The following is a 24,601-nucleotide window of genomic DNA, read 5'->3' as shown; positions in this document are numbered from 1 at the left end:
ACCGGCACTGGGAGGGTCGGGAGCCGATGGGGGCGCCCCCTGGCTTGAGCGAAGTCGAAAGCTTGGGGGAGGGCGGACGCCCCAGTTGACAGGGCGTCATCACCCGGGCCCATGGGTACACGAGTCAGGAATGCGAGCACCGGTGCAGAAGACGCGGCCGAGGCGCACAGGCAAGCAGACGGCCTCCAGCTCAACCGGGGGCGGTGCCGCCGGCGACACCGCCGACTCCCCGAGCAGGGGCCGACCCGCCCACGTACGCAACCGACTGATCGTCGCCGTGGCGGTCGTCGCGGCCGCCATCGCCGGTGCCGGGGCCCCCACGGTGCTGGCCGCCTCGGGGCAACTGAACGACTCCCAGAACCTGGTGACGCTCGCGCAGCGGACCCAGCAGGCGCTGACCCTGGCGCACTCGCTGGCCGACGAGCGGGACGAGGTCACCTCGTACATCGCCGCGGGGAGGCCCAAGGCCAAGGCCCCGTCCGAGCAGCGCGGCGCCCGCGTCGACCGGCAGGTCGAGGAGTTGCGGGCGGACGAGGACGCCCCCGCCACGCTGCTCAAGGACCTCGACTCCATCGCCTCCCTGCGCAGAGCGGCGCTCACCGGAAAGAGCACCGCTCTTCAAGCGCATCAGGCGTACTCCGGTGCCATCGCCGAACTCCATGCCCTCGCCGAGGACCTGGCCGATCAGCTGCCGCCCCGCGCGGGCTCCGGCGCGCACGCCCTCGCCGAGCTGGACTCCGCGGTCCAGCAGTCCGCCGCCGCCCGCGGACTGCTCCTCGCCGCCCTCAGCATTCCGCGCACCACCCAGACCGCCATCAACCCGATCACCGGTCTGGCGACCACCACGAGCGTCTCCTCGGCCGCCGACACCAAGCAGCGCGACGCGCTGAGCGCCGCGGCCCAGCAGGCCCGGCTCCGCTCGGACGCGGCGCTCGCCGGCTTCCGCGAGACGGCGCCCAAGGCCGCCACGGCCTCGTACGACTCCACGGTCACCGGGCCCGACGTCGGCAGCGCCGACAAGTACCTCGCGAGCCTCACCGACCAGCCGACGCTCTCCGACGCCGAACTCGACACCAGCACCAAGAAGCTGGACGCGGCCCTGTCGGCCCGTGTCGAGCTGATGCGCGGTGCCGAGGCCTCCCTCAACGACCACCGCACCAGGGACCTCGAACAGCTGCGGGACGACGACGTCACCGCGCTGGAGATCCGGATCGCCCTCATCGGCACGCTGCTGCTCGTCGCGGTCGGCGTCTCGATGGCCATGGCGCGCAGTCTCACCCGCCCGCTGGCCGTGCTGCGGATCGGCTCGGCCCGCCTGGCCGCCGACCCGGGCGCCGAGGAACCGGTCAGGTTCACCGGCCGCAACGACGAGTTCGCCCAGGTCGTCCGCTCCGTCAACGCGCTGCACGAGCACGCCGCCGCGCTCCATGAGCGGCTCGCGACGCTCGAAGGCGATCGCAAGCACCTCATCGGGCAGCGTCAGCTGATGGCCGACGAGCGCGACCGGCTGCGTGCCGAACTCGCGGATGCCGCCACCCACTTGGAGCAGGTGCGCGGCACCATCCACGGCACCTTCGTCAACCTCGCGCTGCGCACACTCGGCCTGGTGGAGCGCCAGCTCGGCGTCATCGAGGGCCTGGAGGAGCGCGAGCAGGACCCGGACCGCCTCGCCACGCTCTTCAAGCTCGACCACTTCGCCACCGTCATGCGGCGGCACAGTGAGAACCTGCTCGTCCTCGCGGGCGCCGAGCACGTCCAGCACCACGCGGGTCCCGTCCCGCTCGTCGACGTCGTGCGCGCCGCGGTGAGCGAGATCGAGCGGTACGAGCGGGTCCGCATCGCCGCGCTGCCGCCGCACGCGCACCTCGCCGGCTTCGCCGCCGACGACATCAGCCACCTCGTGGCCGAACTCCTGGAGAACGCCTCGTCGTTCTCGCCGCCCGACCTCGCCGTCGAGGTCTCCGGCTGGCTCCTGGAGAGCGGCGAGGTGATGCTCTCCGTGCAGGACGAGGGCATAGGCATGACCGCCGAGCGGATGAGCCAGCTCAACTCCCGTCTCTCGGACTTCGATCCGGAGGACGCCTACGACCTGGAGGGCGGCGACGGTCTCGGGCTCGGCCTGTACGTGGTGGCCCGGCTCGCCCACCGGCACGGCGTACGGGTGCAGCTGCGCGAGCAGAAGCAGGGCGGTGTCGCCGCCGTGGTCGTCCTGCCGAAGGCGCTGCTCGCCGCCGCGTCCGCGGTCACCGCCCCCACGGCCACCCGGCTGGTCGGCAGCGCGTCCTCGGTGTCGCTGCCCGGCGCGGACGCGGAGGCCAACTCCAATGTCCTGCCGGGCCGTTCGGTCCCGACGGCATCGGAACCCGCGGGCGACGAGGACCCACTGATCGCCGCGGCGGAAGAGGCCGTACGAGAAGCTTCCACGGCGGAAGAAGCCGTACGGGAGGCTCCCGCGGACACAGCGGCCGTACGGGAGGCTTCCGCGCAGGAAGCAGGAGTACGCGAGGACGCCCGGGATCCCGGCGCGGAAGCGGCGGCTCCCGAACCCGAGGCGTCGTACGCACCCCGGCCCACGCCCGTACCCCGGCCCACGCCCGAGCCAGAGCCGGCGTCCGAGCCGGAACTCGCTCCCGAGACCACGATGGAGCTGCTGCTTCCGGAGCCCCCGGAGGAAGCGCCCGCTCCCGAACGTGACCCGGAAGCGACCCCGGCCCACCTCGCTCCGGAAGTCCGCGTCCCCGCCCAGGCCACCACCACCGATCCGTACGCCATCGGCCCCGACACCCACGAACGTGTCCCGGACGAGGGCTCGCGGCTCACCGACAAGGGTCTGCCCAAGCGGACGCCCAAGATCTCCGCGCCCGCGCCGGTCCCGAGGCCGCGCACGGGTGGCGTGGACGCCGAGGCCCTGCGCCGCAGGCTCGGCGGTTTCCACCGGGGTGCGGTGGAAGGCCGCCGCGATGTGGAGGCGGAGATCGCCGAGCAGACGGCCGAGACGAACGCATCCGCAGTACAGGGGCCGGAAGCGCACGCGCCCGCAGGATCGACGTCCGACGCGCACGCACAGGACGTAGAAGCATCGGGGGGCACAGTCGAGGAGGCAAGCAGTTGACCGCGCCCAGTACCTTCGGCCTGAGCAGTGAAGCCCGCAATCTGCACTGGCTGCTGACGAATCTCGTCGAGGAGGTGCCGGGCCTCCTGTCGGTCGCGGTCGTCTCCTCCGACGGCCTGCTGCTGCTCTCCTCCGACCCCGGCAGGAACGCGGAGGCGAGGACGGCCGAGACGGACCGGCCGACGGGCCCCAAGGGCTCCTCCGCCGACCTCGCGACCATCGTCTCCGGCATCGGCAGCCTCACCATCGGCGCCGCCAAGCTGATGGACGGCGGCAGCGTGAAGCAGACGATGGTCGCGATGGACGAGGGCAGCCTCTTCGTCATGTCGATCAGCGACGGCTCGCTGCTCGGCGTGCATGGCTCCCCGGACTGCGACATGAGCGTGGTGGCGTACCACATGGCGCTCTTCGTCGGCCGTGCCGGACACGTCCTGACCCCCGAACTGCGCAGTGAACTCCGAAAATCCCTGGAGACCGAGTCGATGGGGAGCGCCCGATGAGTACGCCGAGCACGCCCAACAAGCTTCCGGTCCGCGGAGGCGACCGCAAACCCGCCCGCGTACGCCCCTACTCGCTCACCGGCGGCCGTACCCGCTTCGGGCACGTCCTCCTCGTGGAGACGTTCGTGGCGGCGCTCGAAGCCCCGCAGGAGCGCAAGGAGCTGACCAACGGCTCGCTCTCCCACCGGGTGATGCCCGAGATGCGGGCCATCGTCGAACTCTGCCGCCGGATGCGTACGGTGGCGGAGATCGCCGCCCTCCTCAGGATGCCGCTCGGCGTGGTCCGAGTGCTCCTGAGCGACCTGGCGGACCAGGGAAAGATCCGTGTGTACGGAACAGGTCACGGCCCGGGACAGCCGGACCGCGCTCTGCTGGAAAGGGTGCTGAGTGGACTCCGTCGTCTCTGACGCCGCGCCGGGCGTCGCCCCCCTCCTCGACGACGAGGAGAATCTGCAGGCCTGGCAGACGGACCGCAGCCGCGCGCCGATCGCCACCAAGATCGTCGTGGCGGGCGGCTTCGGCGTGGGCAAGACCACGCTGGTCACCGCGGTCTCGGAGATCACGCCCCTCCAGACGGAGGCGCTGATGACCCAGGCCAGCGAGGACACCGACGACCTCACCGGCACGCCCGACAAGCTGACCACCACCGTGGCCATGGACTTCGGGCGCATCACGCTCGACGACGACTTGGTGCTCTACCTCTTCGGCACGCCGGGCCAGCAGCGGTTCTGGTTCATGTGGGACGACCTGGTGCGCGGTGCCATCGGCGCGGTGGTCCTCGCCGACACCCGCCGCCTGTCGGACTGCTTCCCGGCGCTCGACTACTTCGAGAGCTGCGGACTGCCCTACGTCGTCGCCGTCAACCACTTCGACGGCAGCGAGCACTTCGAGCCCGAGGACGTGCGCGAGGCCCTCACGGTGCCCCCACACATACCTGTCATGATCATGGATGCCAGGCGCCGGATCTCGGTTGTCGAGACCCTGCTCGCGCTGGTGGGGCACGCGCTCGACGTGAGCCCCGAATAAGACGTACGCAGAGTTAGGACGCGCATGCGGAAGATACTCGTCGTCGGAGCCGGCCAGTCCGGACTCCAGCTCGCCCTCGGACTCCAGTCGCACGGGTACGAGGTCACCCTGATGTCGAACCGGACGGCGGACGAGATCCGTACCGGCCGTGTCATGTCGACACAGTGCATGTTCGACACGGCACTCCAGCACGAGCGCGATCTCCAGGTGAACTTCTGGGAGTCCCAGGCCCCGAAGATCGAAGGACTCGGCGTCTCGGTCGCGGCCCCCGGCTCGCACGACCCGGGGCCGACGCAGCGGGCGATCGACTGGGTGGGCAGGCTCGACGGGTACGCGCAGTCGGTCGACCAGCGGGTCAAGATGGCCGGCTGGATGGAGACGTTCGCGCAGCGTGGCGGCCAGCTGGTCATCCACGGCGCCGCGGTCTCCGACCTCGACTACTTCTCCCGTACCTACGACCTGGTGCTGGTGTCGGCGGGCAAGGGCGAGCTCGTGTCCATGTTCGGCCGGGACGCCTCCCGTTCGCCGTACAGCGAGCCGCAGCGGGCGTTGGCGGTCGCGTACGTCCACGGTCTGGGCCCGCGCCCGGAGCACCCGGACTACGACGCGGTCCGGTGCAACCTTGTCCCCGGCGTGGGCGAGCTCTTCGTCATGCCGACCCTCACCACCTCGGGGCGTGCGGACATCCTCTTCTGGGAGGGCATACCCGGCGGCCCGCTCGACGTCTTCAACGGCGTCAAGGACCCGGCCGAACACCTCTCCCTGACCCTGGAACTCATGGAGCGGTTCACGCCGTGGGAGTACGCGCGGGCCACGAAGGTGGAACTGACCGACGCGAACGGCACGTTGTCGGGACGGTACGCCCCCACCGTCCGCAACCCGATCGGTCGCCTCCCCGGCGGCGGCCTGGTCCTGGGCGTCGCCGACGTGGTCGTGGCGAACGACCCGATCACCGGGCAGGGCTCCAACTCGGCCTCCAAGTGCGCGGCCGCGTACCTCGCCTCGATCCTCGAGCAGGGCGACAAGCCCTTCGACGAGGAGTGGATGCAGGCCACGTTCGACCGGTACTGGGACACGGCGCAGCACGTGACCAAGTGGACGAACGCCATGCTCGGCGTGCCGCCGGAGCACGTCCTGAACCTCATCGGCGCGGCCGGCCAGCTCCAGCCCGTGGCGGACCGTTTCGCCAACGGCTTCGACAACCCGGCCGACTTCGAGAACTTCTTCTTCGAGCCCGAGAAGACCGAGGCCTACCTGGCCTCGGTGACCGGGGCGTAGCGGGCTTCCGGGCGGCGATCCGGACGTAGTCGGAGGTGGACATCCCTGCTGACCGGTGGGAATGTCCACCTGCCGCCGAGCCTCGCCGGATGCGACCTGTCGGCGGAGGGTGCCTTCGAGGCCCACGGTGGCGCTGCACGAACCCCGGCCGGGAACGGCGTCGGCGATCGCCGGTGCGCCCTCCAGGGGCGGAATCGTGGTTCGCCCTTGGGCTCGGGGCCCACTGTGGGTTCCGGCTTTCCCGGCTCGTCATGCGAGGGGGGCAAGAGTCTCACCCTTTCGCCGTGCGGTGCATGGACCACCTTCAGCGCTTCCCCTCAGGCTATGCCGGTTGATCATCCCTCGCCAGGCGGCTTCCGGAGGCGGGAGCACACGGGACATCCGACCAGCGCCTCGCGTGATCGGATCGCTCGGCGGCCCCAGAGGCACGCTCCACCGGGCCCGGCGGAGCCTGTGCGGCCCTCTTCGCCGGAGCAGCCCGACTGCTATGCTCTGAAATGGTCTTATTGACACCGTTATTTCCGTTTGATTCCCACTGAAACGCGGGAGCAGGAATGTCCGGTGCACACGGTCCGATAGGTGACACGGCACGTCGCGCGCTCGAACAGGAGCTGGCGGACCTGCGCGCCGAGCGGGACACGGTCGCGGCGACACTGAAGGACCCCGAGGAAGTGGGCGACCACGCGGACCAAGCCGACGAGTTGCAGCGTGCCGGCCAACTCCAGCGCCTCGACGACCAAATCGACGAGATCTCCTCGCGGCTTCGTGAGGCGAGCGACGCGGGGGCACCCCGCACCGATCAGGTCGGCGTGGGCAGCACGGTCACCGTGCGGTTCTCCGTCGGCGAGCTGCCCGACGGCCGATGACACCCGCAGTGGCGCGCACACTCACGGCATCCGCCCGGCCGGCCCGGCCCCTCTTCCGCGGAACGTGGTCCTGCGGAGCGCAGGATCGGCCGACGGGTCGTACCGTCGCTATCACGACAGGCGGGAGGCAGGCTTCGTGTACGAGTCGCAGAGGGTGATCGCCCCGCCGGCCAAGACCACCGTTTTCCTCGTGGCCACGATCGACCCCGCTGGCGAGGCCACTGTCCGTGACCTGCTCGAAGATGTGGCAGGTTTGCTGCGGTCGGTGGGCTATCGCGCCCCGTACGCCGAGCTCAGCTGCGTCGTCGGCGTCGGTTCCCGCGCCTGGGACCGGCTGTTCGCCGGTCCGCGCCCTCGTGACCTGCATCCCTTCGTGCCGCTGGAAGGCACTGTCCACAAGGCTCTGTCCACACCGGGGGATCTCCTCTTCCATCTGCGCGCCCACGAGATGGACCTCTGTTTTGAACTGGCCCGGTTGATCGCCGCACGCCTCGCGGGAGCGGTCACGATGGTCGACGAAGTGCACGGCTTCAAGTACTTCGACGAGCGTGACCTGCTGGGTTTTGTCGACGGCAGCGAGAATCCCGGACAACGGGCGGCCTCCGACGCGGTGTTCGTCGGCGCCGAGGACGAGCCCTTCGTAGGCGGCAGCTACGTGATCGTCCAGAAGTATCTCCACGACCTCGTCTCCTGGAACGGGTTGACCACACAGGAACAGGAGAACGTCATCGGCCGAAGCAAGTTGGCCAACGTCGAAATGCCCGACGACGTCAAGCCCCCGGATTCTCATGTCGCCCTCAACACCATCACGGACGAGGACGGCAACGAACAGAAGATCGTGCGGGAGAACATGCCGTTCGGAACGATCGGCAAGAGGGAATACGGCACGTATTTCATCGGCTACGCGCGCACGCCTGAGGTGACCGAACGGATGCTGCGCAACATGTTCCTCGGCGACCGTCCCGGGATCCACGACCGGATCCTCGACTTCTCGACGGCGACCACCGGCTGCCTTTTCTATGTGCCGACCGTGAATTTCCTCAACGATCTTCCCGAGCCGCCGGCCGGCTAGGCCGCCGTCCAGGACTCCAGGACACCGCTCAGGAGCCCGGGGGTCAGCTGGTGACGATCCCGGTCACCAGGTTGATCGTGGTAGCCAGGATGCTGGTACCGAAGACGTAGGACAGCAGGCAGTGGCGGAGCACCACCGCACGGATTCGTGCACTGGAAACGCTGGTGTCGGATCCCTGGTACGTCATGCCGAGGTTGTAGCTGAAGTACAGGAAGTCGGCGTACGCGGGCGGGTGTTCCGAGTTGAAGTCGATGCCGCCTGTCGGCTTCGCGCAGAACAGGTATGCGTAGCGGGTGGAGTACATCAGGTGCAGAGACGCCCAGCTCATGAACACGCCGCCGAGCGCTACCGCGGCTGCCATGTGGCCTTCCGCGGATTTCCCGCGCAGCAGGAGAACGACAATGCTGAGCAGCGCGAACAGAGCGGCCGCGACGACGGCGATTTCCTCGGTGAGGGGGCGGAAGTCCTCGCGCTGTGCATAGCGGTGCGTGGTGGTCGCGTCCATGGGCCACAGCACGCTCAGGCCCGCCACGACGAAGAGCGTCTCGGTGGCGGCGATGCCGGAGAGAACGCCCAGTGGGGCGTCGGTCAGGAAGCCCGCGGCCACGCCGATCGCCACTCCGACGACCACCGCACCGGCAAGTCGGGGCACGGCGGACACCGGCAACCAGAACTTCATGGGCGATAACGGTACAACCTGATATTGAGTTCGCGCTCGGAGCGGTCCGGGTGTCGCCGAAGAAAGCGACAGGCGTCGGTGGCCGGAATGCGTTCGCTCCCGGGCGTCGGCGACCGGACCGGATCTCCGGGCGTTGGCTACAGCGAGCCGCGGTAGCCCCTGTTCGAACCGTCTGTCGCCCTCACGGGGAGCTTCGGCGGCGTGTACCGCCGCAGAGGCTCCCCGGCAGGGTCGGGGCGGACCGCGCCGAGCAGCGGGTTCGCGGCGATCGGCGACACCTTGATCCGGGTCCCCGGCCGCGGCGCCTGCACGACCATGCCGTCGCCTAGGTACATCGCCACATGCGTGGCCTCGGGGAAGTAGATCACCAGATCGCCGGGGCGCAGTGCGCTCAGCGGGATTCTCGGGAGCTGGGCCCACTGCTCCTGGCTGGTCCGGGGGATGGGCTGTCCGGCGCGCTGCCACGCCTGTGAGGTCAGGCCCGAGCAGTCGTACGACTTCGGGCCCTCCCCACCCCACTGGTACGGCTTCCCGATCTGGCGCACGGCGTACCGCAGCGCTTTGTCGCCCTCCTGCGAGGGTCGCTGTGCGCTGCTGAGTGCCCCCGAGGTCATGAACTTCTTCTGGGCCTCGGCCGTCCCCGACTTCTCGAACCTGTCCAGCTCGGCGAGTTGGTCGACGGTCAGTGAGGCGAGCAGTCCCTCGACGCCCTTGAGCCGCTTGCGTACGTCGTCACGCTCCTTCTTCTGCCGTGCGGCGAGGGTGAGTTGACCGTCGAGCGCCTTCCGGGCCGCGCGTGCGAGCGCATCGGCCTTCCGCTCGCTCCCGGCCACCTGTTCCACGGTCTCGGACCGTTCCAGCAACAGTTGCCCGATCAGGTGGCCCTCGTCGAGGGCGTGCTGCGGATCACGGGCGAGGAGCAGTCGTACGTACGAGGAGATCTCGCCGCTGTTCTGGTACTGCTGCCGGGCGAGCCGCCCCGCGGCGCCCCGGCTGTCGCTCAGCGAGAGGCGGGCCCTGGCGAGGCCGGCGTCGAGCCGGGCGGTCTCGGCGCGCTGCTTCCTCAGCTTCTCCGCGGTCGCGTTGTACGTCTCGGTGGCCCGTTCGGCATCCCGGTACAGCTGCTGAAGGTCCGTCAGCAGTGCGGCCACGGACCGTTGTCCGGGCTCACCGACGGCCGTGCCCGTCGTCGGTCCGGGAACCGGGACGGCCATGGCGGGTGTGGGCGCGAGGAGCGCCCCGGCCGTCACCGTCGCCGTACACACCAGGCGCAGAAGCTTTCCTGACACGTCATCACCTCCGGTGCTGGGGTGGTACTTCCACCTCGCACCGGCAGGATCGGGTGCGCGCATCCCGAGCGCGCGCGGACTGGTCGGGTCAGCCCAAGAAGGTCACTCGTCGGCGTGGGGGTCCGGCGTGGCGTCGCTCGGCCGGTCGGCCTTGGCGTCGGTCTTCGACCAGGGCCACTTCAGCCCGCGCCCCAGCTTCCCCTCGGGGTCGTATTCGTACTTCCACCCCTGATGCAGCCCCAGCCGCTTGCTCCGGCTCGCCTGCACGCGCTGGTAGACGAGCACGGTGGGCGGCCCGCCGTTCGCGTCCGGCACCGGAACGCGGTAGGTCTTCGGCGGATGTCCCGTGAGGCCGAGCAGGACGGGCAGCACGCGGCCGTCCAGCGGGCCGCCCACAAAGGGAGTGTCTTCGCTCTTCACACAACCAGTGTCACAAACACCACGGTCACCGCCGTCACAGCAGTCGCGCCGCGTCCCCGATCAGCGGGAGGACCCGACGGGCCATCGTCCCGACGACCCCGTCCGCCGTCTCCAGCGCGAGCGCGGCCCTCACCACCCCCGCGGCCTGCGGATCCCGGCCCGCGGTCGCCGCGAGCGCCGCCACGAACTGTTCGACGAGCCAGTCCCGCAACTCGTCGAGCGGCGGCTCCTTGTCCTCGTCCAGCCAGATCAGCGAGGCGGCCTCCACCGCGGTGATCCACATCCGTACGGTCATCCGCAGCCGCGGTCCCGGGTCGTCGACCGCCAGATGATCGAGAATGTGCTCGGCGGCGGCTCGCCGCACCCCGTCGACTATGGCCGTGGTCCGAGACGTCTCGACGACGCTTCCGCCCTGCAGCAGGGCGCTGAACCCGGCGTCGTGCTGGTCCACGAACGCGAGATAGCGGTCGAGCGCCCGGGACAGCCGCTGGGTGAGCGGTCCCTCCGGGGGCTCCGCGAAACAGTGCTCCAGCTCCTCGGCCGCGGACCGCAGAGCGGCCTCGTACAGCTGCTGCTTGCCGCCCGGGAAGTACCGGTACACCAGCGGCCGTGAGACCCCCGCCGCCTCCGCCACGTCGTCCAGCGAGACCTCCTCGGGCGCGCGGTGCGCGAAGAGGGACAGCGCCGCCTCGAGCAGCTGACTGCGCCGCTCCTCGACGCTCAGCCGTCGGTACGCGCGGGTGGGAGCCTCGGAGGTCATGTCTGCAGCGTATCCGTGTATTCGCCCCCTCCGCCCCTGTCGATCCTGTCCCAGGGAGCGGCCGGAGCGCCCTGTCGGAGGCGCGGGGAACCGCACGACAAGCCCCGATCCACCCGCACCCGAACAGACAACCCAGGCGCCCCTGGGGCGGAGCCCCCCAGGGACGACGGGGCCCCTCCTCGAGCCAAGCCGAGAGCTTGGGGGAGGGCACGGGCGGAGGGGCGAAATCTCACGCCAGCAACCCCGACGACTTCCACAGGCGCCGCCCGGCCCCCCGCAGCACCCCGATCTCGTCCAGGAAGTCCGTCAACCGCTTCGCCCCGGTCTGCATCACGTCCCGCCGATGCCCACTCGCCTTGACCTGCGCCATCGCCTCCCGCTTGTCGAGGCCGACGTTGGTGTAGACCTCCGGGTTGATGAAGGCGACGGAGAAGACACGGGCGAACTCGCCGGACGTGACCCGGGTGAACTCCTGGGACCAGCGCGGCGCGGTCACCATCTGCCGCCGCAGCTCCTCCCGCGCGTACCGCACATGTCGCGCCTCCTCCACGACATGGATGCGCGTGACCCCCCGGATGAGCGTCTGCACCCGCTCGTCCGGGAACGTCAGCCGCTGCATCCAGTCGAGGATCTCCTCGCCGAGCAGCGTCGCCGTGAAGGACCCCGGCGTGGTCGAGATGGTCTTGAAGAGCCGGCCGAGGTTCAGGTGCGCCCGGCTCACCGGGTAGTACGGCGTCCCGCCGTGCGAGATCAGCCGGGCGAACATCTTCGAGTGCCGGCACTCGTCCTCGATCTCGGTCAGTGCGTACCGCACATGCGCGCTCGTGGCCGGCTTGTCGTAGATGTGCCGCACCAGCAGCTGCATCAGGATGATCTCGAACCAGATGCCCAGGGACGCGAGCGCGGCGGCCTCGTGCCGGGACAGCGCGATCCGCTGCTCCTCGCTCATCCGCCGCCACATCGGGGTGTCGTACAGCGACACCAGCTCCGGCGGCCAGAACCACTTGCCCTCCTCGAAGGGCGCGTCCCAGTCCAGTTCCTTGTCGGGGTCGAAGGAGTGCTTGGCGGAAGAGTCGAGCAACCGCTCGGCCACCTGCTCCCGGTCCTTGAGCAGGCCGAGCGCGTCGCGGAGACCATCGAGTCCGTCTTCCGTCACCGTCGTCATGGCTGTTCCCACCTCGTCGTACGGGATTACTCCAGGGGTTACCGGCGGTCACGTCTTATGAGACTGCCTGTCAGCAAGCTCGTCAATCCCCTGCGTCCGACTTGTTGACGACGCGTCTACCCCGTGTGAGCCTGCGATGTATGCCGACGTATGAGCTGTACGCCAAGGACTCGGGAGACCCTCTCTGGCAGGTACCGGCCTCCGGGGCGGCACGTTTCAGCTGGGAGTACGACGACGGTCGTGACCGGCTGCTCGCCCTGTACCAGAAGGGCAAGGACAAGCAATGGGACGGTCAGAAGCGGATCGACTGGGACCTCGAAGTGGACCCGTACGACCCGCTCGGCACCCCCGACGAGGCGGTGACGCTGTACGGGACCCCCTACTGGGCGAAGATGACCGACCGGGACAAGGGCGAACTGCGCAAGCACTACGCCTCCTGGCAGTTCAGCCAGTTCCTGCACGGCGAGCAGGGCGCGATGATCTGCGCCGCGCGCATCGTCGAATCGGTCCCCGACCTGGACGCCAAGTTCTACTCGGCGACCCAGACCATGGACGAGGCCCGGCACGCCGAGATCTACGGCCGCTTCCTGCACGAGAAGATCGGGATGCTCTACCCGATCAACGACAACCTGCAGTCGCTCCTCGGCGACACCCTCCGCGACTCGCGCTGGGACATGCCGTACCTGGGCATGCAGGTCCTGATCGAGGGCCTGGCACTGGCGGCCTTCGGCATGATCAGGGACACGACCGACAAGCCTCTCCCGAAACAGATCCTGGCCTATGTGATGCAGGACGAGGCGAGGCATGTCGCCTTCGGCAGGATGGCGCTGCGCGACTACTACAAGCAACTCTCCGACGCCGAACTCCGCGAACGCGAGGAATTCGTCATCGAGGGCTGCTACTTGATGCGCGATCGCCTGCGCGGCGTCGAGGTGCTGGAGAACTTCGGCATTCCGAAGGCCGAGGCAGAGGAATACAGCGAACAGTCCGAATTCCTCGCCCTGTTCCGCCAGTTGCTGTTCTCCCGGATCGTCCCCTGCGTCAAGGACATCGGCCTGTGGGGCAAGCGCCTCCAACAGGCCTACGTCGACATGGGCGTCTTCGAGATGGGCAACGCCAACCTCGACCAACTCATGGCCCAGGACGAGGAGATCGCGGAGAAGCTGGACGCGGAACGGTTCGCGGCGGAGGAGCAGGAGCGGGTCGCGGAGGTGCAGGACGCGATCCAGGCCGGCGGCATCGAGCCCTGACCGCTCACTCACGTGGAGTAACGTCCCGGTGTGTCCATGCCTCCACCGCACCGGAGCCCGTACGGCCGCCCCGTCGCGCCCTGCGGCTTCCCCGGGGCGAGCCCGACCCGCCCCAGGGCGCTGCTCGACGACCGTGACGAGCTCGCCCGGGACCTCCCCGGCACCGAGGTCCGGAAGGTGATCGCATGACCCCCGCCGCACGCCGAGCCGCCGCTCGTCGCAGTCTTGAAGGCCTGGCCCTCGGGGACGCGTTCGGCGAGCGCTGGTTCCCGCTCTTCCGCGACCGCCTCCAGGCGTACGAGGAGATCCGCGCCCGGCGCACACCCCAGGAGCCGGAGTGGCACTGGACCGATGACACGGCGATGGCGCTCGGGGTCCTGCGGATCCTCGAAGAGCACGGTGAGATCCGGCAGACGGAGCTGGCCCAGGCCTTCGCCCTCGGCTACGACGCGGATCCCGCCCGCGGGTACGGCCACGGCATGCACGAACTGCTCCCTCGCCTCCTCGAAGAGCCGGACCGCTGGCCGGAGTTGGCGCGGGGGCTCTTCGGCGGCCAGGGCAGCCTGGGAAACGGTGCGGCGATGCGGGTCGCGCCGCTGGGGGCGTGGTTCCAGGACAGCCTGCCGCTCGTCGCCGAGCAGGCGGCGCTGTCGGCGCAGGTGACCCACGCGCATCCGGAGGGCGTCGCCGGTGCGGTCGCCGTGGCCACGGCCGCGGCGCTGTCCGCGCGTGGTGAGCTGGATCTGGACGCCGTCGTCTCCGCGACCCCGGCGAGCGCGGTCCGCGACGGGCTCGCCCGGGCGGCCCGCCTCCCCTTCGCCACCGCTCCCTGGAAGGCCTCCGACCTCCTCGGCAACGGTCAGCGGGTCCGCGCCGACGACACCGTTCCCTTCGCCGTCTGGTGCGCCGCCCGCCATCCGGACGACCTGACCGCCGCACTCTGGAGTACCGCCGAGGGGTTCGGCGACGTCGACACGACCTGCGCGATCACCGGCGGCATCGTGGCCGCCCGCACGGGCGTCGACACCGCCCCGGAACCCTGGCTCCAACGCAGGGAGCCGGTGCCGGGGGGTGCCTAGCCCCCCGCCGGAAAGGGCGTGCGCAGGGTGAATGCGTGTTGTGTGGGGCCGTGTTCGCGTAGGTGGAGGAGACGGGACTCGGCCTCGGCCACCGTGGGGCGGTGGCCCGACGGGACCCACCAGAGGGCCGTCACCGCCTCCTCCAGGCGTTCGAACCACTCGCGCCGACGGGCCAGCAGTTCCCGGTGCTGCCCCTGGTACATGAACGCCGTCAGCGCGTTCGTGTCACGCCACGTGGTCATGTTGACGATCAGCCAGTCGTCGCCGAAGACGGGGACATCGGTCGCGTTGCCGGAGTCGCTCTGGAGGCGCCAGACGAATCCGTCGGCCGCGTCCGCGACGGCGTTCACGGGGTCGAGGGCTTCGACGAAGTCCTTCAACTGGGGTGAGTCCAAGGGGGCTTTGAGGCGGGCGATGTTGACCTGGGCGAGTTCGTACGCGGCTACTGGCTGAGTCATGACCGAACGGTAGGTCGGGCGGCCATCGCACAACACCCCCCGTCTCACGAAGCGAGCACCGACGGCGACCACCCCGCCTCACGCCCCGCTCCACCCACCGCCTCACCTCCCAGGTACACCACGCGCCCCACCCCCACCCCCACCCCCACCCCCACCCCCACCAGCACCTCTGCCTCCGAACCCGAGCACCGCCTCCATCACCGCCTTCGCGATCGGCGCCGCGTCCCCACCCCCGCTGATGTCCCCGCGATTGGCCGCCGCGTCCTCGACGACGACCGCGACGGCCACCGCGGGCTCCATGGAGCCGTCTGCCTGCGCCCAGGAGATGAACCAGGCATACGGCAGGCCGGAGTTGTCGAGGCCGTGCTGGGCGGTGCCGGTCTTGCCGCCGACGGTGGCGCCGGGGATGGCGGCGCTCGTGCCGGTGCCCTCCGTCACGACGTCGGTCATCAGCTCGCGCATGAGCAGCGCGGTCGTCGGGTTCATCGCCTGGTGGACGGTACTCGGACCGTTCGTGGACAGCGTGGCACCGCCCTTCGTGGTCGTCCTCTCCACCAGGTAGGGCGCCTTGACGGAACCCCCGCCCGCCACGGCCGCCGAGACCATCGCCATCTGGAGGGGAGTCGCGCGGGTGTCGAACTGCCCGATGGAGGAGAGGGCCAGCTGCGCGTTGTCGAGTCGCGTGTCGAAGTTGCTGGGCACGACCGAGAACGGGATCTTCAACGTCCGGTCGTTGAAACCGAAGTCCGCCGCTGTGTGCGTCATGTCGGCGAGGCCCACGTCCACGCCGAGCTTGGCGAAGACCGTGTTGCAGGACCACTCGAAGGCTTCCCGCAACGACGCGTCCTCGCAGCCCTTGATCTCGTTGGTGAGCCTGGTCGTCGTGCCGGGCAGCCGGTACGGGTCGGGCGACGCCGTCGACGTGTCGAGATCGTTCACCACACCCGCCTCCAGCGCGGCCGCGGCCGTCACCACCTTGAAGGTCGACCCCGGCGGATACGTCTGCCGGATCGCCCGGTTGAGCATCGGCTTGCCGGCGTCCCCGTTCAGCCGCGCCCACGCCTGCGTCGCCCCCGAGCCGGTCCCGGACAGCTCCCCGGGGTCGTACGACGGTGTGGAGACCAGCGCCAGGATCCGGCCGGTGGACGGCTCGATCGCGGCGACCGCGCCCCGTCGCGAGCCGAGTCCCTTGAACGCCGCCTGCTGCGCGGCCGGGTTGAGCGTCGTGACCACGGTGCCGCCGGGGTTCTGGGCGCGGGTCATGTCGCCCCACAGGGGCAGCGGGGCGAGTATCGGGTCGGTGCCGGAGAGGATGGCGTCCTCGGCGTTCTCCAGGAATGTCGTCCCGTACAGCTGCGAGGCGAAGCCGGTCACGGGCGCGTACAACGGACCGTTCCGGTATGTCCGTTCATGACGGAGCAGCTCACCCGTGTCCTTGGAGCCGGTGACCGTGCCGCCGCCGACGACGATGTCGCCGCGCGGCTGGTCGTAACGGGCGATCGTGCGGCGCCGGTTGGCGGGGTTGTCGTCGTACGACTGTGCCTGGAAGAGCTGGATGCGGGTGGCGTTGACCAGGAGGGCCACCAGCAGCAGGGCGCACAGGACCGTGGCCCGTCGGATGTACTTGGTCATGGCGAGACCTCCTGAGCACTCACGGCGCCGCCGTCCCGTCGTACTGACTGCGGGCGGAGTCGCTGATCCGGATCAGCAGCGCCACGATGATCCAGTTGGTGACGACCGAGGAACCGCCCTGCGCGAGGAACGGCATCGCCATGCCGGTCAGCGGGATCAGGCCGGTCACCCCGCCCGCGATCACGAAGACCTGGAGGGCCATGATCGACGCGAGGCCGATGGCGAGGAGCCGTCCGAAGGGGTCGCGCAGGGCGAGGCCCGCCCGGTGGCCGCGCTCCACGAGGAGGGCGTAGAGGAGGAAGATCGCCGACAGGCCGACCAGGCCCAGCTCCTCGCCCGCGGTCGCCAGAATGAAGTCCGACTTGGCGGCGAAGCCGATGAGGATCGAGTGGCCGAGCCCGAGACCGGTGCCGAGCATCCCGCCGGCGGCGAACGCGAAGAGGGACTGGGCGAGTTGGTTGGGCCCCTGGCCCGCCTCGATCGAGGCGAAGGGGTGCAGCCAGTCCTGCACCCGGCTGTGGACGTGCGGTTCGAGCCAGCCGACGGCGACCGCGCCCACGCAGGCCAGCAGCAGTCCGACCGCGATCCAGCCGGTGCGGCCGGTGGCGACGTACAGCAGGATCACGAACAGGCCGAAGAACAGCAACGACGTGCCCAGGTCCCGCTCCAGTACCAGCACCAGGACGCTCAGCAGCCAGATCGCGACGATCGGGCCGAGCACGCGGCCGGTGGGGAGCTGGAGCCGCTTGAACTTCCAGATCTGCCGGCCGGTGTACGCGAGCGCGTTGCGGTTGGCGGCCAGATATCCGGCGTAGAAGACCGCGAGGAGCACCTTCGCGAACTCGCCCGGCTGGATGGAGAATCCGGCGATCCGGATCCAGATGCGGGCGCCGTTCACGGCGGGGAAGAGGATCGGCAGGATCAGCAGCGCCAGCGCGGTGACGACGGAGACGTACGTGTAGCGCTGAAGGACGCGGTGGTCGCGCAGGACGAGCACGGCCACGATGAAGAGCGCGACACCGAGCGTCGACCAGATGAGCTGGATGGGGGCCGCCCGGTCGCCCGGGGTCTCCAGATCGAGCCGGTAGATCAGCACCAGGCCCAGGCCGTTGAGGAGCACGGCGATGGGGAGCAGCAGCGGATCGGCGTACGGCGCCCGCAACCGAACCGCCAGGTGCGCGAGCAGCGCGAGCACGCCGAGCCCGGCGCCGTAACCGGCGGCGCCGGGCGGGACCGTGCCGTTCTTCGCGAAACCGACAGCGCAGTAGCCGTACACGCAGAGCAGGACGGCGAGGACGATGAGGGTGAACTCGATGCCACGGCGCCTGGGCAGGCGTACAGCGGGTGCGGGCGGGGCCGCTGTCACGGTCGTTCCGGGCATTCCGCGCTGCATCATGACCGGAACGTAGCAAGCAAGGGACCTGATGTCCCGTTATGTGATGACAAACGGGCTGTTCCGGTATATCTGCCGGGGAAGCCGGCGTCGGCGGTTCAGCACCAGGGGGGAGACTCGACGGCGTCGATGAAGCGCGCCGGGCCCCAGGACCAGGTGCCGCCGTCGTCGAGCAGGTACCAGAGAGAGTCGCCGTTGACCGACTCGCCCCGGGTCTTGCAGAAGATGTGGACGATCTCGCCGTTCCTCGCGACACGGACCAGCCGGCTGTTGCGAGTCGGGGAGCTGCGCAGGATCAGCCCGCCGTTCAGGTTGACCCTGCCCTTGACCGTGAAGGTGCTGACGCCTCCGTCGCCGCCGTCGGTGAACGCGAAGCCTTCGCCGAATGATTCGCTTCCGTCGAAGCCTTCGGCGAATGACACGCCGCTGCTGTCCCATCCGTCGACCCACTCGCGGCTGTCGCCGCTCCCGGGATCCCAGCCCTCGCCGGCGACGGCGGGGGTGGCGCCGGCAAGGGCGACGAGGCTGCCCGCGGCAAGGACTATGGCGAGACGCACGTACCTGGATCGCTGAGACATGGGGGGCTCCTCCGAGAGGGGGGCTAACCTGACTAATCGCCACATTAGGAGCGGCGCTGGGTGCGCGCAGGTCACGCTGCGCCATCGGGGACGCGGAGGCGCCCAGGGTCCTCCGGACGGTCCTTCGGGCTGCTCCGGACGGTCCTTCGGGCTGCTCCGGACGGTCGTTCAGCTTGCTCCGGAAGGCCGTTCGGGGAGGCCGGACTGAGGGAGAGTCAGGGTTGCCACCGCGCCGCCCTCGGGAGCGTTGCCGAACGTCAGCCGCGCGCCGAGTACTTCCGCCTGGCCGAGCGCGATCGTCAGCCCGAGCCCGTGCCCCTTCGAACCGCCCTCCGTGCGGAAGCGCTGCGGCCCGTGCGCCACGAGGTACTCCGGATAGCCGCGGCCGTGGTCCCGCACGGTGACGACCGGGCCGTCGACCGTCAGCACCACCGGCGCGGCGCCGTGGTTGTGGGCGTTCGCCACCAGGTTCCCCAGCACCCGCTCCAGCCGGCGCCGGTCGGTCTCCACGCGCGCGTCCCGCGCGACCCGGACCTCGGTGTCGGTGCCCGACGCACGCACCACCCGCTCGGCCAGCGGAGCCAGCGGTTCCGAGTCCAGCTCCAGCCGCTCGCTCCGCGCGTCGAGGCGGGAGATCTCCAGCAGGTCCTCGGTCAGCGTGCGCAGCGCGGCCACCCGGTCGCGCACCAGCTCGGTCGGCCGTCCCGGCGGCAGCAGCTCGGCCGCCGCGTGCAGCCCGGTCAGCGGGGTGCGCAGCTCGTGCGCCACGTCCGCCGTGAACCGCTGCTCGCTCAGGAGTTTGCTCTGCAGTGAGGACGCCATCGTGTCGAGGGCCCCGGCGACCGCGCCCACCTCGTCCTGGGGTCGCGTCGGATCCTGCGTACACCGGTCGTTGACGCGCGCGTCCAGATCGCCCGCGCTGATCCGCCGCGCCACCTGTGCCGTCGCGTGCAGCCGGCGGGTCACCCGGGTCACCGCGAACGAGCCCACCAGCAGCGTCGCGCCGATCGCCAGCGCCGAGGACCACACGATCGCCCGGTCCAGGGCGTCGATGGTGTGGGCGCCCTGCGCGTAGTCGTACTGGACGGCGAGCGCGCGTCCGCCGTCCGCCGGTCCTGCCGCCCACATCGTGGGGTGCCCGTCCTGGTCGCGGACCATCGTGCCGCGCTTCCCGTCCGCCGCGAGCTTGCGCAGCGCGGGCGGCAGCCTGGGGAGATCGACGCCCGCGTCCGGCGGCAGCCGGTCTCCCGCCTCGTACCTCGTGGTCACGTCGGCGAGCCGGTCGAGCGCACGGCCGCGGGCCTCGCCGACGGTCTGGTCGGTCACCGACACGTGCACGAGGATGCCGAGGAGCGCGGCGAGGCCGCAGCACATCACCGTGATGAAGGCGGCCGCCTTCCAGGTGAGGGTGGCGGTCCACTGGGGGAGGCGCTGAAACGTCTGTCTCATGAGGCGCTCGCGGAGGGCGAGAGCGTGGGGATCGCCGTCGTCGGCGGGGCGGTGCCCACCCGCAGGATCTCGTCGCGCGTCGCCAGCATCGCGTGCTGGTGCGGGTCCCAGGTCCACACCGTACGGAACTCGTATCCGGGCAGTGTCGAGGGAGAGCGGATGATCACGTCACGGCCCGCCAGCTCCACGCTGACCACGCTGTCCGAGGTGCCCATGACCTGCACCAGTTTGTGGTGCGTGAAGGTGTACACGCGCACCCCCAGCTGGCCCTTGGGGAAGCGGATGCCGAGCACCAGGTCGTCCTTCCCGTCGCCGGTGAGATCGCGGTAGTACGCCTGGAGGATGGGGCACCTCCTGCCCTGCGCGCCCTTCTTGCCGCAGTACGTCAGCTGGTCGACGGTCTGTGCGTACATGGCGTGCGGGCCGGTGTACTCGTCCGGGTGCGCGGCGACCTCCGCACGCACCACGGCGACCGGATCCACCCGGTGGATGTCGTCGCCCGGTGCCGTGATGCCCTTGACGGTCTCGGTGTCCGCCTCGCCGTAGTCGAGGGCGGGCGTCGAGGCGGGCGGCACCTCGGGCCACAGCTTGGTCGGGCCGACGGCGGTGGGGGTGGCTCCCGCGGCACGCAGGTCGCCGGAGTCGCCGCAGCCCGCCAGGGTCGCCACGAGTACGGCGGCGACGGCGGCACCGAGGGCCGCGCGTGTGGGCCTGCCGGCTGCCCGCGTGAGGCGGCTGGGGCGGCTGGGGGTCACTGCACTCCTGCGTCCGGGCCGCCCTCGCCCCGCAGAGCGCTCCCGCGCGAGGTCGGCGTAGAGAATGAACGATGGTGTCGGCGCGGTGACCGTCCACGATGGGCCCACCACGGGTGATCAGGCGCAGCTCCGGACGGCCGGTCGCCCCGTCCACCTTATTCGTAGGGAAGTCCCTTTTGTTCGTCCGCGGGATCTCGCGGACGTTGAAGGCCGCCGTGGAGCCGTCTGCTCATGCGTACGACGCCGGATGTCCGGCATGGTGGGAATGGGTGCTCGTACGGCTATGGCGTCACGGCTCCGCGAGTTCCTCGAGGAGGCGGGCCGTGGCCAGTCCCGCTCGCAGGTACTCCACGAACAGCTCGTTGTGCAGCGCCCACGGCGAGCGACGGGCCCTTATCAGCTGTATCGCGTCCTCGGCGGTGTGCCCGGCGAGGACGAGCGCGTGCGCGATGACCAGTCCCGAACGGTTGTACCCGTGATAGCAGCGCACCAGAACCCGGCGCCCGTCCTCCAGCGCGTCGTCCGCGGCCCGCGCGAGTCGCATCACACCCGCGAGTTGCGTACCGTCGAGGGGTCCGTCCGGAATGGGCCACACATGGTGCTCGACGCCGGGGTCGGGGCCGTGCCCCGGCAGCCGCAGCAGCGTCAGGACCAGGTCGAACTCATTCCGTACGACAGCGAATTCCGGCTCACCGGAACGGCCCGAGAACGCGTGTCCGCCCATCCACAGGCCGGGCACGATCTCGCTCCAGGGGCTGTCCGGAGCGGGCACATCGGGTTGCCTCCTGCGAGTCCGCAACGCCGCCTCCCACCGAATCCCAACTCCCCCAACTCCTCCCAAAGGTAACCGGGTTCTTGCCCCTGGAGCACCCCGCCTGTTCCCATGGTCATGGGGTGATGGTGCATGAACGGACTGCGCGTCATACCGACCTGGCGGCACGGCCAGGAGCGGCTGTACATCTGTCTGGCGGACGGAAGGAACGTCGCCTGGTACGACCGTGAGGCGGCCCGGGTCAACCTGCTCAGCGAGGACCGGCGCGAGGACGTGCTCGATGTGCTGGGTCCCTTCCTGACCGGCCCGGTGACGGTGGGGCCGCCGCCGGTCCCGACCCCGGCCGAGCTGGCCCGGCTGACCCTCCACCCGGACGACGACCTCGCCCCGAACCGGCCCGGCGAGGCGCTGGTGATCGCCCTCGACCGGGATCCCGGCCCCGCGCACCGGCTGCGTCCCGATCCGCGACGCCGCGCACTGGCCGCCGAGCAGGCCGTCGGCGAGGCCCTGGACCAGCTGGAGGGCGCGGGGTGGCACACCCTCCACTCGATCCCCCTCCCCGGCGGCGACCGCATCCACCACCTGCTCCTGGGGCCAGGCGGCCTCTTCTGCGTCCGGACCCTCTACGCCCGCAAACAACGCGTCCTGATCGCCGACCCCATGGTCACCGTGGGTCGCCACGAGCCGCAACCGCTTCTGCGCCGAGTCCGCGCGGACGCCGACCGCGCCTCCTACGCCCTCACCGCCGAGGTCCACCCCGTCCTCGCCGTGTCCGGCCCCGCCGACCTGGACGTCGTGGCACCCCCACGCGAGATCCGCATCCTCCAGGACACCGACCTCGCCTCCCTGGCCCACCTGGGCGGCGTCCTGAAACCCGCCGACGTGGAGGCCCTCCACGCCATGGCCCGCGACCGCCAGACCTGGGCACGGGTGTAACCGGGGGCCCCTTCCGGGGCGCGGGCCGCGGGGCGCCCACACCGACTCAGGGCAGCGCCCCGGCGCGACGGGGATTCAGGAGCGGCGCGAGGAGATCGCCGTACCGCTGGAGGCGAGGGGGGATGTCCGGCGCGCGGAAGACCAGTTGGTTCGCGGTGGCGCACTCCGTGACCTCTTCCCAGGTCACCGGAGCGGACACGGTGGGCTCGGCCCGGGCGCGGAGGGTGTACGGCGTCGCCGTCGTCTTGCGCGCGGCGTTCTGGCTCCAGTCGACGAAGACCTTCCCGCCCCGCAGGTTCTTCGTCATCCGGTGGGTGACACGGCCCCGCAGCGCACGCTCGGCCTCGACGGCGAGCTCCTTCGCGTACGCGGTGACCTCCTTGGACGGCGTCGGCTCCAGCGCCGCCAGCAGATGCAGCCCCTTCGACCCGGACGTCTTCGCGTACGCCGCCATCCCGTCCGCGGCCAGCCGCTCCCGCAGCCACAGCGCGACCTCGCAGCACTCGACGATCGTCGCCGGCGACCCCGGGTCGAGGTCGAACACCAGCCGGTCGGCCTCGCCGGGGGCGTCCATCCGCCATTGGGGCGTGTGGAACTCGGTGACGAGGTTCGCCGCCCACATGAGCGAGGCCAGGTCCTGGATCAGGACCATGCGGGCAGGGCCCTCCGAGCGGGGGACCTCGGCGGTCCTGACCCAGTCGGGCGTACCGGGCGGCACGTTCTTGGCGAAGAAGACCTGCCCGTCCGGCCCGTCGGGGTAGCGGAGGAAGGAGAGCGGCCGGTTGTGGAGATGAGCGAGGAGCGAGTCCGCGACGGTCGCGTAGTAGTGCAGCACCTCGCCCTTGGTGAAGCCGGTCGCGGGGTACAGCACCTTCTCCAGGTTGCTGAGCGCGAGCCTGCGCCCCTCCACCTCCGTGATCGGCGTCATGGGTCGAGAATCCCATGAAAGGCGACCAAGACGAACAGATCACGAAATATCGGTCCTGTGGACCGGAGGCAGGCCGAAGGCGGTGAACAGGGCGGGGTCGGCGAACACCGTGATCCGGGCGATGCCGGTGCCGGCCGCGGTGAGCACGACGATCCCGTACGCGTGATGGGCGCCGTCGTCGCCGCGCCGGTAGGCCGCCGCGGCGGGTTGCCCGTTGGCGGCCGTCGCGACCATCCGCCAGTCGCCGGGCGAGCCGAGCCCCGCGACGGCGTGCGCGGCGGCGTCGCCGCCCGTGTACCACCCATGGGAAGGCGGCAGCTCCAGCGTGGCGTCGGCGCGCAGCAGCCGCTCCAGGGCCGCCGCGTCGGACCGCTCGAAGGCGGCGATGTACCGATCCAGCAGCGCGCGCATCTCGGGTTCGGCGGGTTCGCTGATCCGCTCCGGGGTCGGCGCCACCCGCGCGAGCCGGGACCGGGCCCGCTGCAGGCTGCTCTTGACCGCCGCGGTGCTGGTGCCGAGCATTTCGGCGACCTCGGCTGCCGGGAAGGCCAGCACGTCCCGCAGGAGCAGCACGGCCCGCTGGCCGGGCGGCAGGTACTGCAGCCCCGCGATCAGCGCGAGCCGAAGGCTCTCCCGCGCGACGGCCACTGTCGCGGGGTCGCCGGACTCCGGGGTCACCAGCGCGTCGGGCACCGGCTGCAGTCGGCCGGCCTCGGAGCCGCCGGCCGACGCGGGATCCGTGTCGTCGCCGGGAGCGCCGAGCCCGGACGGCAGCTGACGCCGGGAACCGTGCCGCAGCGCCGTCAGGCAGGCGTTGGTGGCGATGCGGTACAGCCAGGCCCGCACCGAGGACCGGCCCTCGAAACCGTCGTACGAGCGCCACGCCCGCAGGTAGGTCTCCTGGACCAGGTCCTCGGCGTCGTCCACCGATCCGAGCAGCCGGTAGCAGTGGGCGAGCAGCTCCCGCCGGAACGGGGCGGTGCGCTCGGCGAACTCGATGCCGTCCGGCCCGCCGGTACGGCTTGGACCGTCCGACCCACCGGTACGGCTCGGGCCGTCCGATCCGGCGGTACGGCTTGGACCGTCCGACCCACCGGTACGGCTCGGGCCGTCCGGGCTCGGGCCGTCCGATCCGGCGGTATCACCGGGACGCCCGGCCGCTGCCCGCTGCGCCATCATCGCTCCCTTGCTCGGCTGCCCGGCC

Annotated in this window: 25 protein-coding genes; 11 read left to right on the top strand and 14 right to left on the bottom strand. The window is 70.7% G+C overall.

Annotation, left to right across the window (positions count from 1 at the left end; all coding sequences use genetic code 11):
- The first annotated feature begins 142 nt into the window (after positions 1 to 142).
- From IEY95_RS29910 to IEY95_RS29880, 7 genes are all read left to right on the top strand, one after another.
- The gene (locus IEY95_RS29910; protein ID WP_229703463.1) at positions 143 to 3,112 is read left to right on the top strand and encodes a sensor histidine kinase; all 2,970 of its coding nucleotides are present in this window, start codon (positions 143 to 145) and stop codon (positions 3,110 to 3,112) included.
- Complete coding sequence (locus IEY95_RS29905; RefSeq protein WP_189189270.1) at positions 3,109 to 3,612, top strand: roadblock/LC7 domain-containing protein; 504 nt, start codon at positions 3,109 to 3,111, stop codon at positions 3,610 to 3,612. The genes IEY95_RS29910 and IEY95_RS29905 overlap by 4 nt, the downstream gene beginning before the upstream one ends.
- Complete coding sequence (locus IEY95_RS29900) at positions 3,609 to 4,019, top strand: DUF742 domain-containing protein (RefSeq protein WP_189189269.1); 411 nt, start codon at positions 3,609 to 3,611, stop codon at positions 4,017 to 4,019. Before IEY95_RS29905 ends, IEY95_RS29900 begins: the two co-directional genes overlap by 4 nt.
- Positions 4,000 to 4,638 carry a GTP-binding protein gene (locus IEY95_RS29895; RefSeq protein ID WP_189189268.1) on the top strand — a complete coding sequence of 213 codons (639 nt, stop codon included), beginning with the start codon at positions 4,000 to 4,002 and terminating at the stop codon, positions 4,636 to 4,638. Before IEY95_RS29900 ends, IEY95_RS29895 begins: the two co-directional genes overlap by 20 nt.
- 24 nt (positions 4,639 to 4,662) lie before the next feature.
- Positions 4,663 to 5,916, top strand: a complete 1,254-nt coding sequence (locus IEY95_RS29890; protein WP_189189267.1) for a styrene monooxygenase/indole monooxygenase family protein — start codon at positions 4,663 to 4,665, stop codon at positions 5,914 to 5,916.
- Positions 5,917 to 6,470: 554 nt separating this feature from the next.
- Positions 6,471 to 6,782 carry a hypothetical protein gene (locus tag IEY95_RS29885; protein WP_189189266.1) on the top strand — a complete coding sequence of 104 codons (312 nt, stop codon included), beginning with the start codon at positions 6,471 to 6,473 and terminating at the stop codon, positions 6,780 to 6,782.
- Positions 6,783 to 6,918: 136 nt separating this feature from the next.
- Positions 6,919 to 7,854, top strand: a complete 936-nt coding sequence (locus IEY95_RS29880; RefSeq protein WP_189189265.1) for a Dyp-type peroxidase — start codon at positions 6,919 to 6,921, stop codon at positions 7,852 to 7,854.
- A 43-nt stretch (positions 7,855 to 7,897) separates the two neighbouring features.
- On the opposite strand, the gene IEY95_RS29875 is transcribed toward IEY95_RS29880, so the two are convergent.
- From IEY95_RS29875 to IEY95_RS29855, 5 genes are all read right to left on the bottom strand, one after another.
- Positions 7,898 to 8,533, bottom strand: coding sequence for a DUF1345 domain-containing protein (locus IEY95_RS29875; RefSeq protein WP_189189264.1), 636 nt, complete (start codon positions 8,531 to 8,533; stop codon positions 7,898 to 7,900).
- A 137-nt stretch (positions 8,534 to 8,670) separates the two neighbouring features.
- Positions 8,671 to 9,822, bottom strand: a complete 1,152-nt coding sequence (locus tag IEY95_RS29870; RefSeq protein WP_189189263.1) for a C40 family peptidase — start codon at positions 9,820 to 9,822, stop codon at positions 8,671 to 8,673.
- A gap of 102 nt (positions 9,823 to 9,924) precedes the next feature.
- On the bottom strand, positions 9,925 to 10,242 hold the full coding sequence (locus tag IEY95_RS29865; RefSeq protein ID WP_189189262.1) for a DUF8847 domain-containing protein: 318 nt from the start codon (positions 10,240 to 10,242) through the stop codon (positions 9,925 to 9,927).
- A gap of 34 nt (positions 10,243 to 10,276) precedes the next feature.
- Positions 10,277 to 11,002, bottom strand: a complete 726-nt coding sequence (locus IEY95_RS29860) for a TetR/AcrR family transcriptional regulator (RefSeq protein ID WP_189189261.1) — start codon at positions 11,000 to 11,002, stop codon at positions 10,277 to 10,279.
- 229 nt (positions 11,003 to 11,231) lie between these two features.
- Complete coding sequence (locus tag IEY95_RS29855) at positions 11,232 to 12,167, bottom strand: AurF N-oxygenase family protein (protein WP_189189260.1); 936 nt, start codon at positions 12,165 to 12,167, stop codon at positions 11,232 to 11,234.
- 140 nt (positions 12,168 to 12,307) lie between these two features.
- Between IEY95_RS29855 and IEY95_RS29850 the strand changes: the two genes are divergently transcribed.
- Genes IEY95_RS29850 through IEY95_RS29840 form a run of 3 tightly spaced genes read left to right on the top strand, consistent with a single transcriptional unit; the run spans position 12,308 to position 14,496 of the window.
- Positions 12,308 to 13,417, top strand: a complete 1,110-nt coding sequence (locus tag IEY95_RS29850) for a ferritin-like domain-containing protein (protein WP_189189259.1) — start codon at positions 12,308 to 12,310, stop codon at positions 13,415 to 13,417.
- A 30-nt stretch (positions 13,418 to 13,447) separates the two neighbouring features.
- Positions 13,448 to 13,606, top strand: a complete 159-nt coding sequence (locus IEY95_RS29845) for a hypothetical protein (protein WP_189189258.1) — start codon at positions 13,448 to 13,450, stop codon at positions 13,604 to 13,606.
- Complete coding sequence (locus IEY95_RS29840; RefSeq protein WP_189189257.1) at positions 13,603 to 14,496, top strand: ADP-ribosylglycohydrolase family protein; 894 nt, start codon at positions 13,603 to 13,605, stop codon at positions 14,494 to 14,496. Before IEY95_RS29845 ends, IEY95_RS29840 begins: the two co-directional genes overlap by 4 nt.
- Here the strand turns inward: IEY95_RS29840 and IEY95_RS29835 are convergent.
- From IEY95_RS29835 to IEY95_RS29805, 7 genes are all read right to left on the bottom strand, one after another.
- Positions 14,493 to 14,954 (bottom strand): DUF3291 domain-containing protein, encoded by a 462-nt coding sequence (locus tag IEY95_RS29835; RefSeq protein ID WP_189189256.1) that lies wholly within the window; start codon positions 14,952 to 14,954, stop codon positions 14,493 to 14,495. The two genes, IEY95_RS29840 and IEY95_RS29835, sit on opposite strands and share 4 nt — an antisense overlap.
- Positions 14,955 to 15,056: 102 nt before the next feature.
- Positions 15,057 to 16,586 (bottom strand): penicillin-binding transpeptidase domain-containing protein, encoded by a 1,530-nt coding sequence (locus IEY95_RS29830; RefSeq protein ID WP_189189255.1) that lies wholly within the window; start codon positions 16,584 to 16,586, stop codon positions 15,057 to 15,059.
- A gap of 19 nt (positions 16,587 to 16,605) precedes the next feature.
- Positions 16,606 to 17,982 (bottom strand): FtsW/RodA/SpoVE family cell cycle protein, encoded by a 1,377-nt coding sequence (locus IEY95_RS29825; RefSeq protein WP_229703462.1) that lies wholly within the window; start codon positions 17,980 to 17,982, stop codon positions 16,606 to 16,608.
- A 95-nt stretch (positions 17,983 to 18,077) separates the two neighbouring features.
- Positions 18,078 to 18,557, bottom strand: coding sequence for an SH3 domain-containing protein (locus IEY95_RS29820; RefSeq protein WP_189189254.1), 480 nt, complete (start codon positions 18,555 to 18,557; stop codon positions 18,078 to 18,080).
- 168 nt (positions 18,558 to 18,725) lie between these two features.
- A complete protein-coding gene (locus tag IEY95_RS29815) occupies positions 18,726 to 20,006 on the bottom strand; it encodes an ATP-binding protein (protein ID WP_189189253.1) in 1,281 nt (426 codons plus the stop codon).
- Positions 20,003 to 20,761, bottom strand: a complete 759-nt coding sequence (locus IEY95_RS29810) for a hypothetical protein (RefSeq protein ID WP_229703461.1) — start codon at positions 20,759 to 20,761, stop codon at positions 20,003 to 20,005. Before IEY95_RS29810 ends, IEY95_RS29815 begins: the two co-directional genes overlap by 4 nt.
- Positions 20,762 to 21,050: 289 nt before the next feature.
- Positions 21,051 to 21,560, bottom strand: a complete 510-nt coding sequence (locus IEY95_RS29805; protein ID WP_229703460.1) for a protein-tyrosine phosphatase family protein — start codon at positions 21,558 to 21,560, stop codon at positions 21,051 to 21,053.
- A gap of 105 nt (positions 21,561 to 21,665) precedes the next feature.
- Between IEY95_RS29805 and IEY95_RS29800 the strand changes: the two genes are divergently transcribed.
- Positions 21,666 to 22,469, top strand: a complete 804-nt coding sequence (locus tag IEY95_RS29800) for a nuclease-related domain-containing protein (protein ID WP_189189251.1) — start codon at positions 21,666 to 21,668, stop codon at positions 22,467 to 22,469.
- 46 nt (positions 22,470 to 22,515) lie between these two features.
- Here the strand turns inward: IEY95_RS29800 and ligD are convergent, their stop codons facing one another.
- Both ligD and IEY95_RS29790 read right to left on the bottom strand, forming a co-directional pair.
- On the bottom strand, positions 22,516 to 23,397 hold the full coding sequence (gene ligD, locus IEY95_RS29795; protein ID WP_189189250.1) for a non-homologous end-joining DNA ligase: 882 nt from the start codon (positions 23,395 to 23,397) through the stop codon (positions 22,516 to 22,518).
- A gap of 39 nt (positions 23,398 to 23,436) precedes the next feature.
- Positions 23,437 to 24,573, bottom strand: coding sequence for a sigma-70 family RNA polymerase sigma factor (locus IEY95_RS29790; RefSeq protein WP_229703459.1), 1,137 nt, complete (start codon positions 24,571 to 24,573; stop codon positions 23,437 to 23,439).
- Positions 24,574 to 24,601: the final 28 nt, after the last annotated feature.

Origin of the sequence: Streptomyces albiflavescens, from assembly GCF_014645835.1 — a bacterium.
Taxonomy (GTDB): domain Bacteria; phylum Actinomycetota; class Actinomycetes; order Streptomycetales; family Streptomycetaceae; genus Streptomyces; species Streptomyces albiflavescens.
This window is presented reverse-complemented; position numbering and strand designations above follow the sequence as displayed.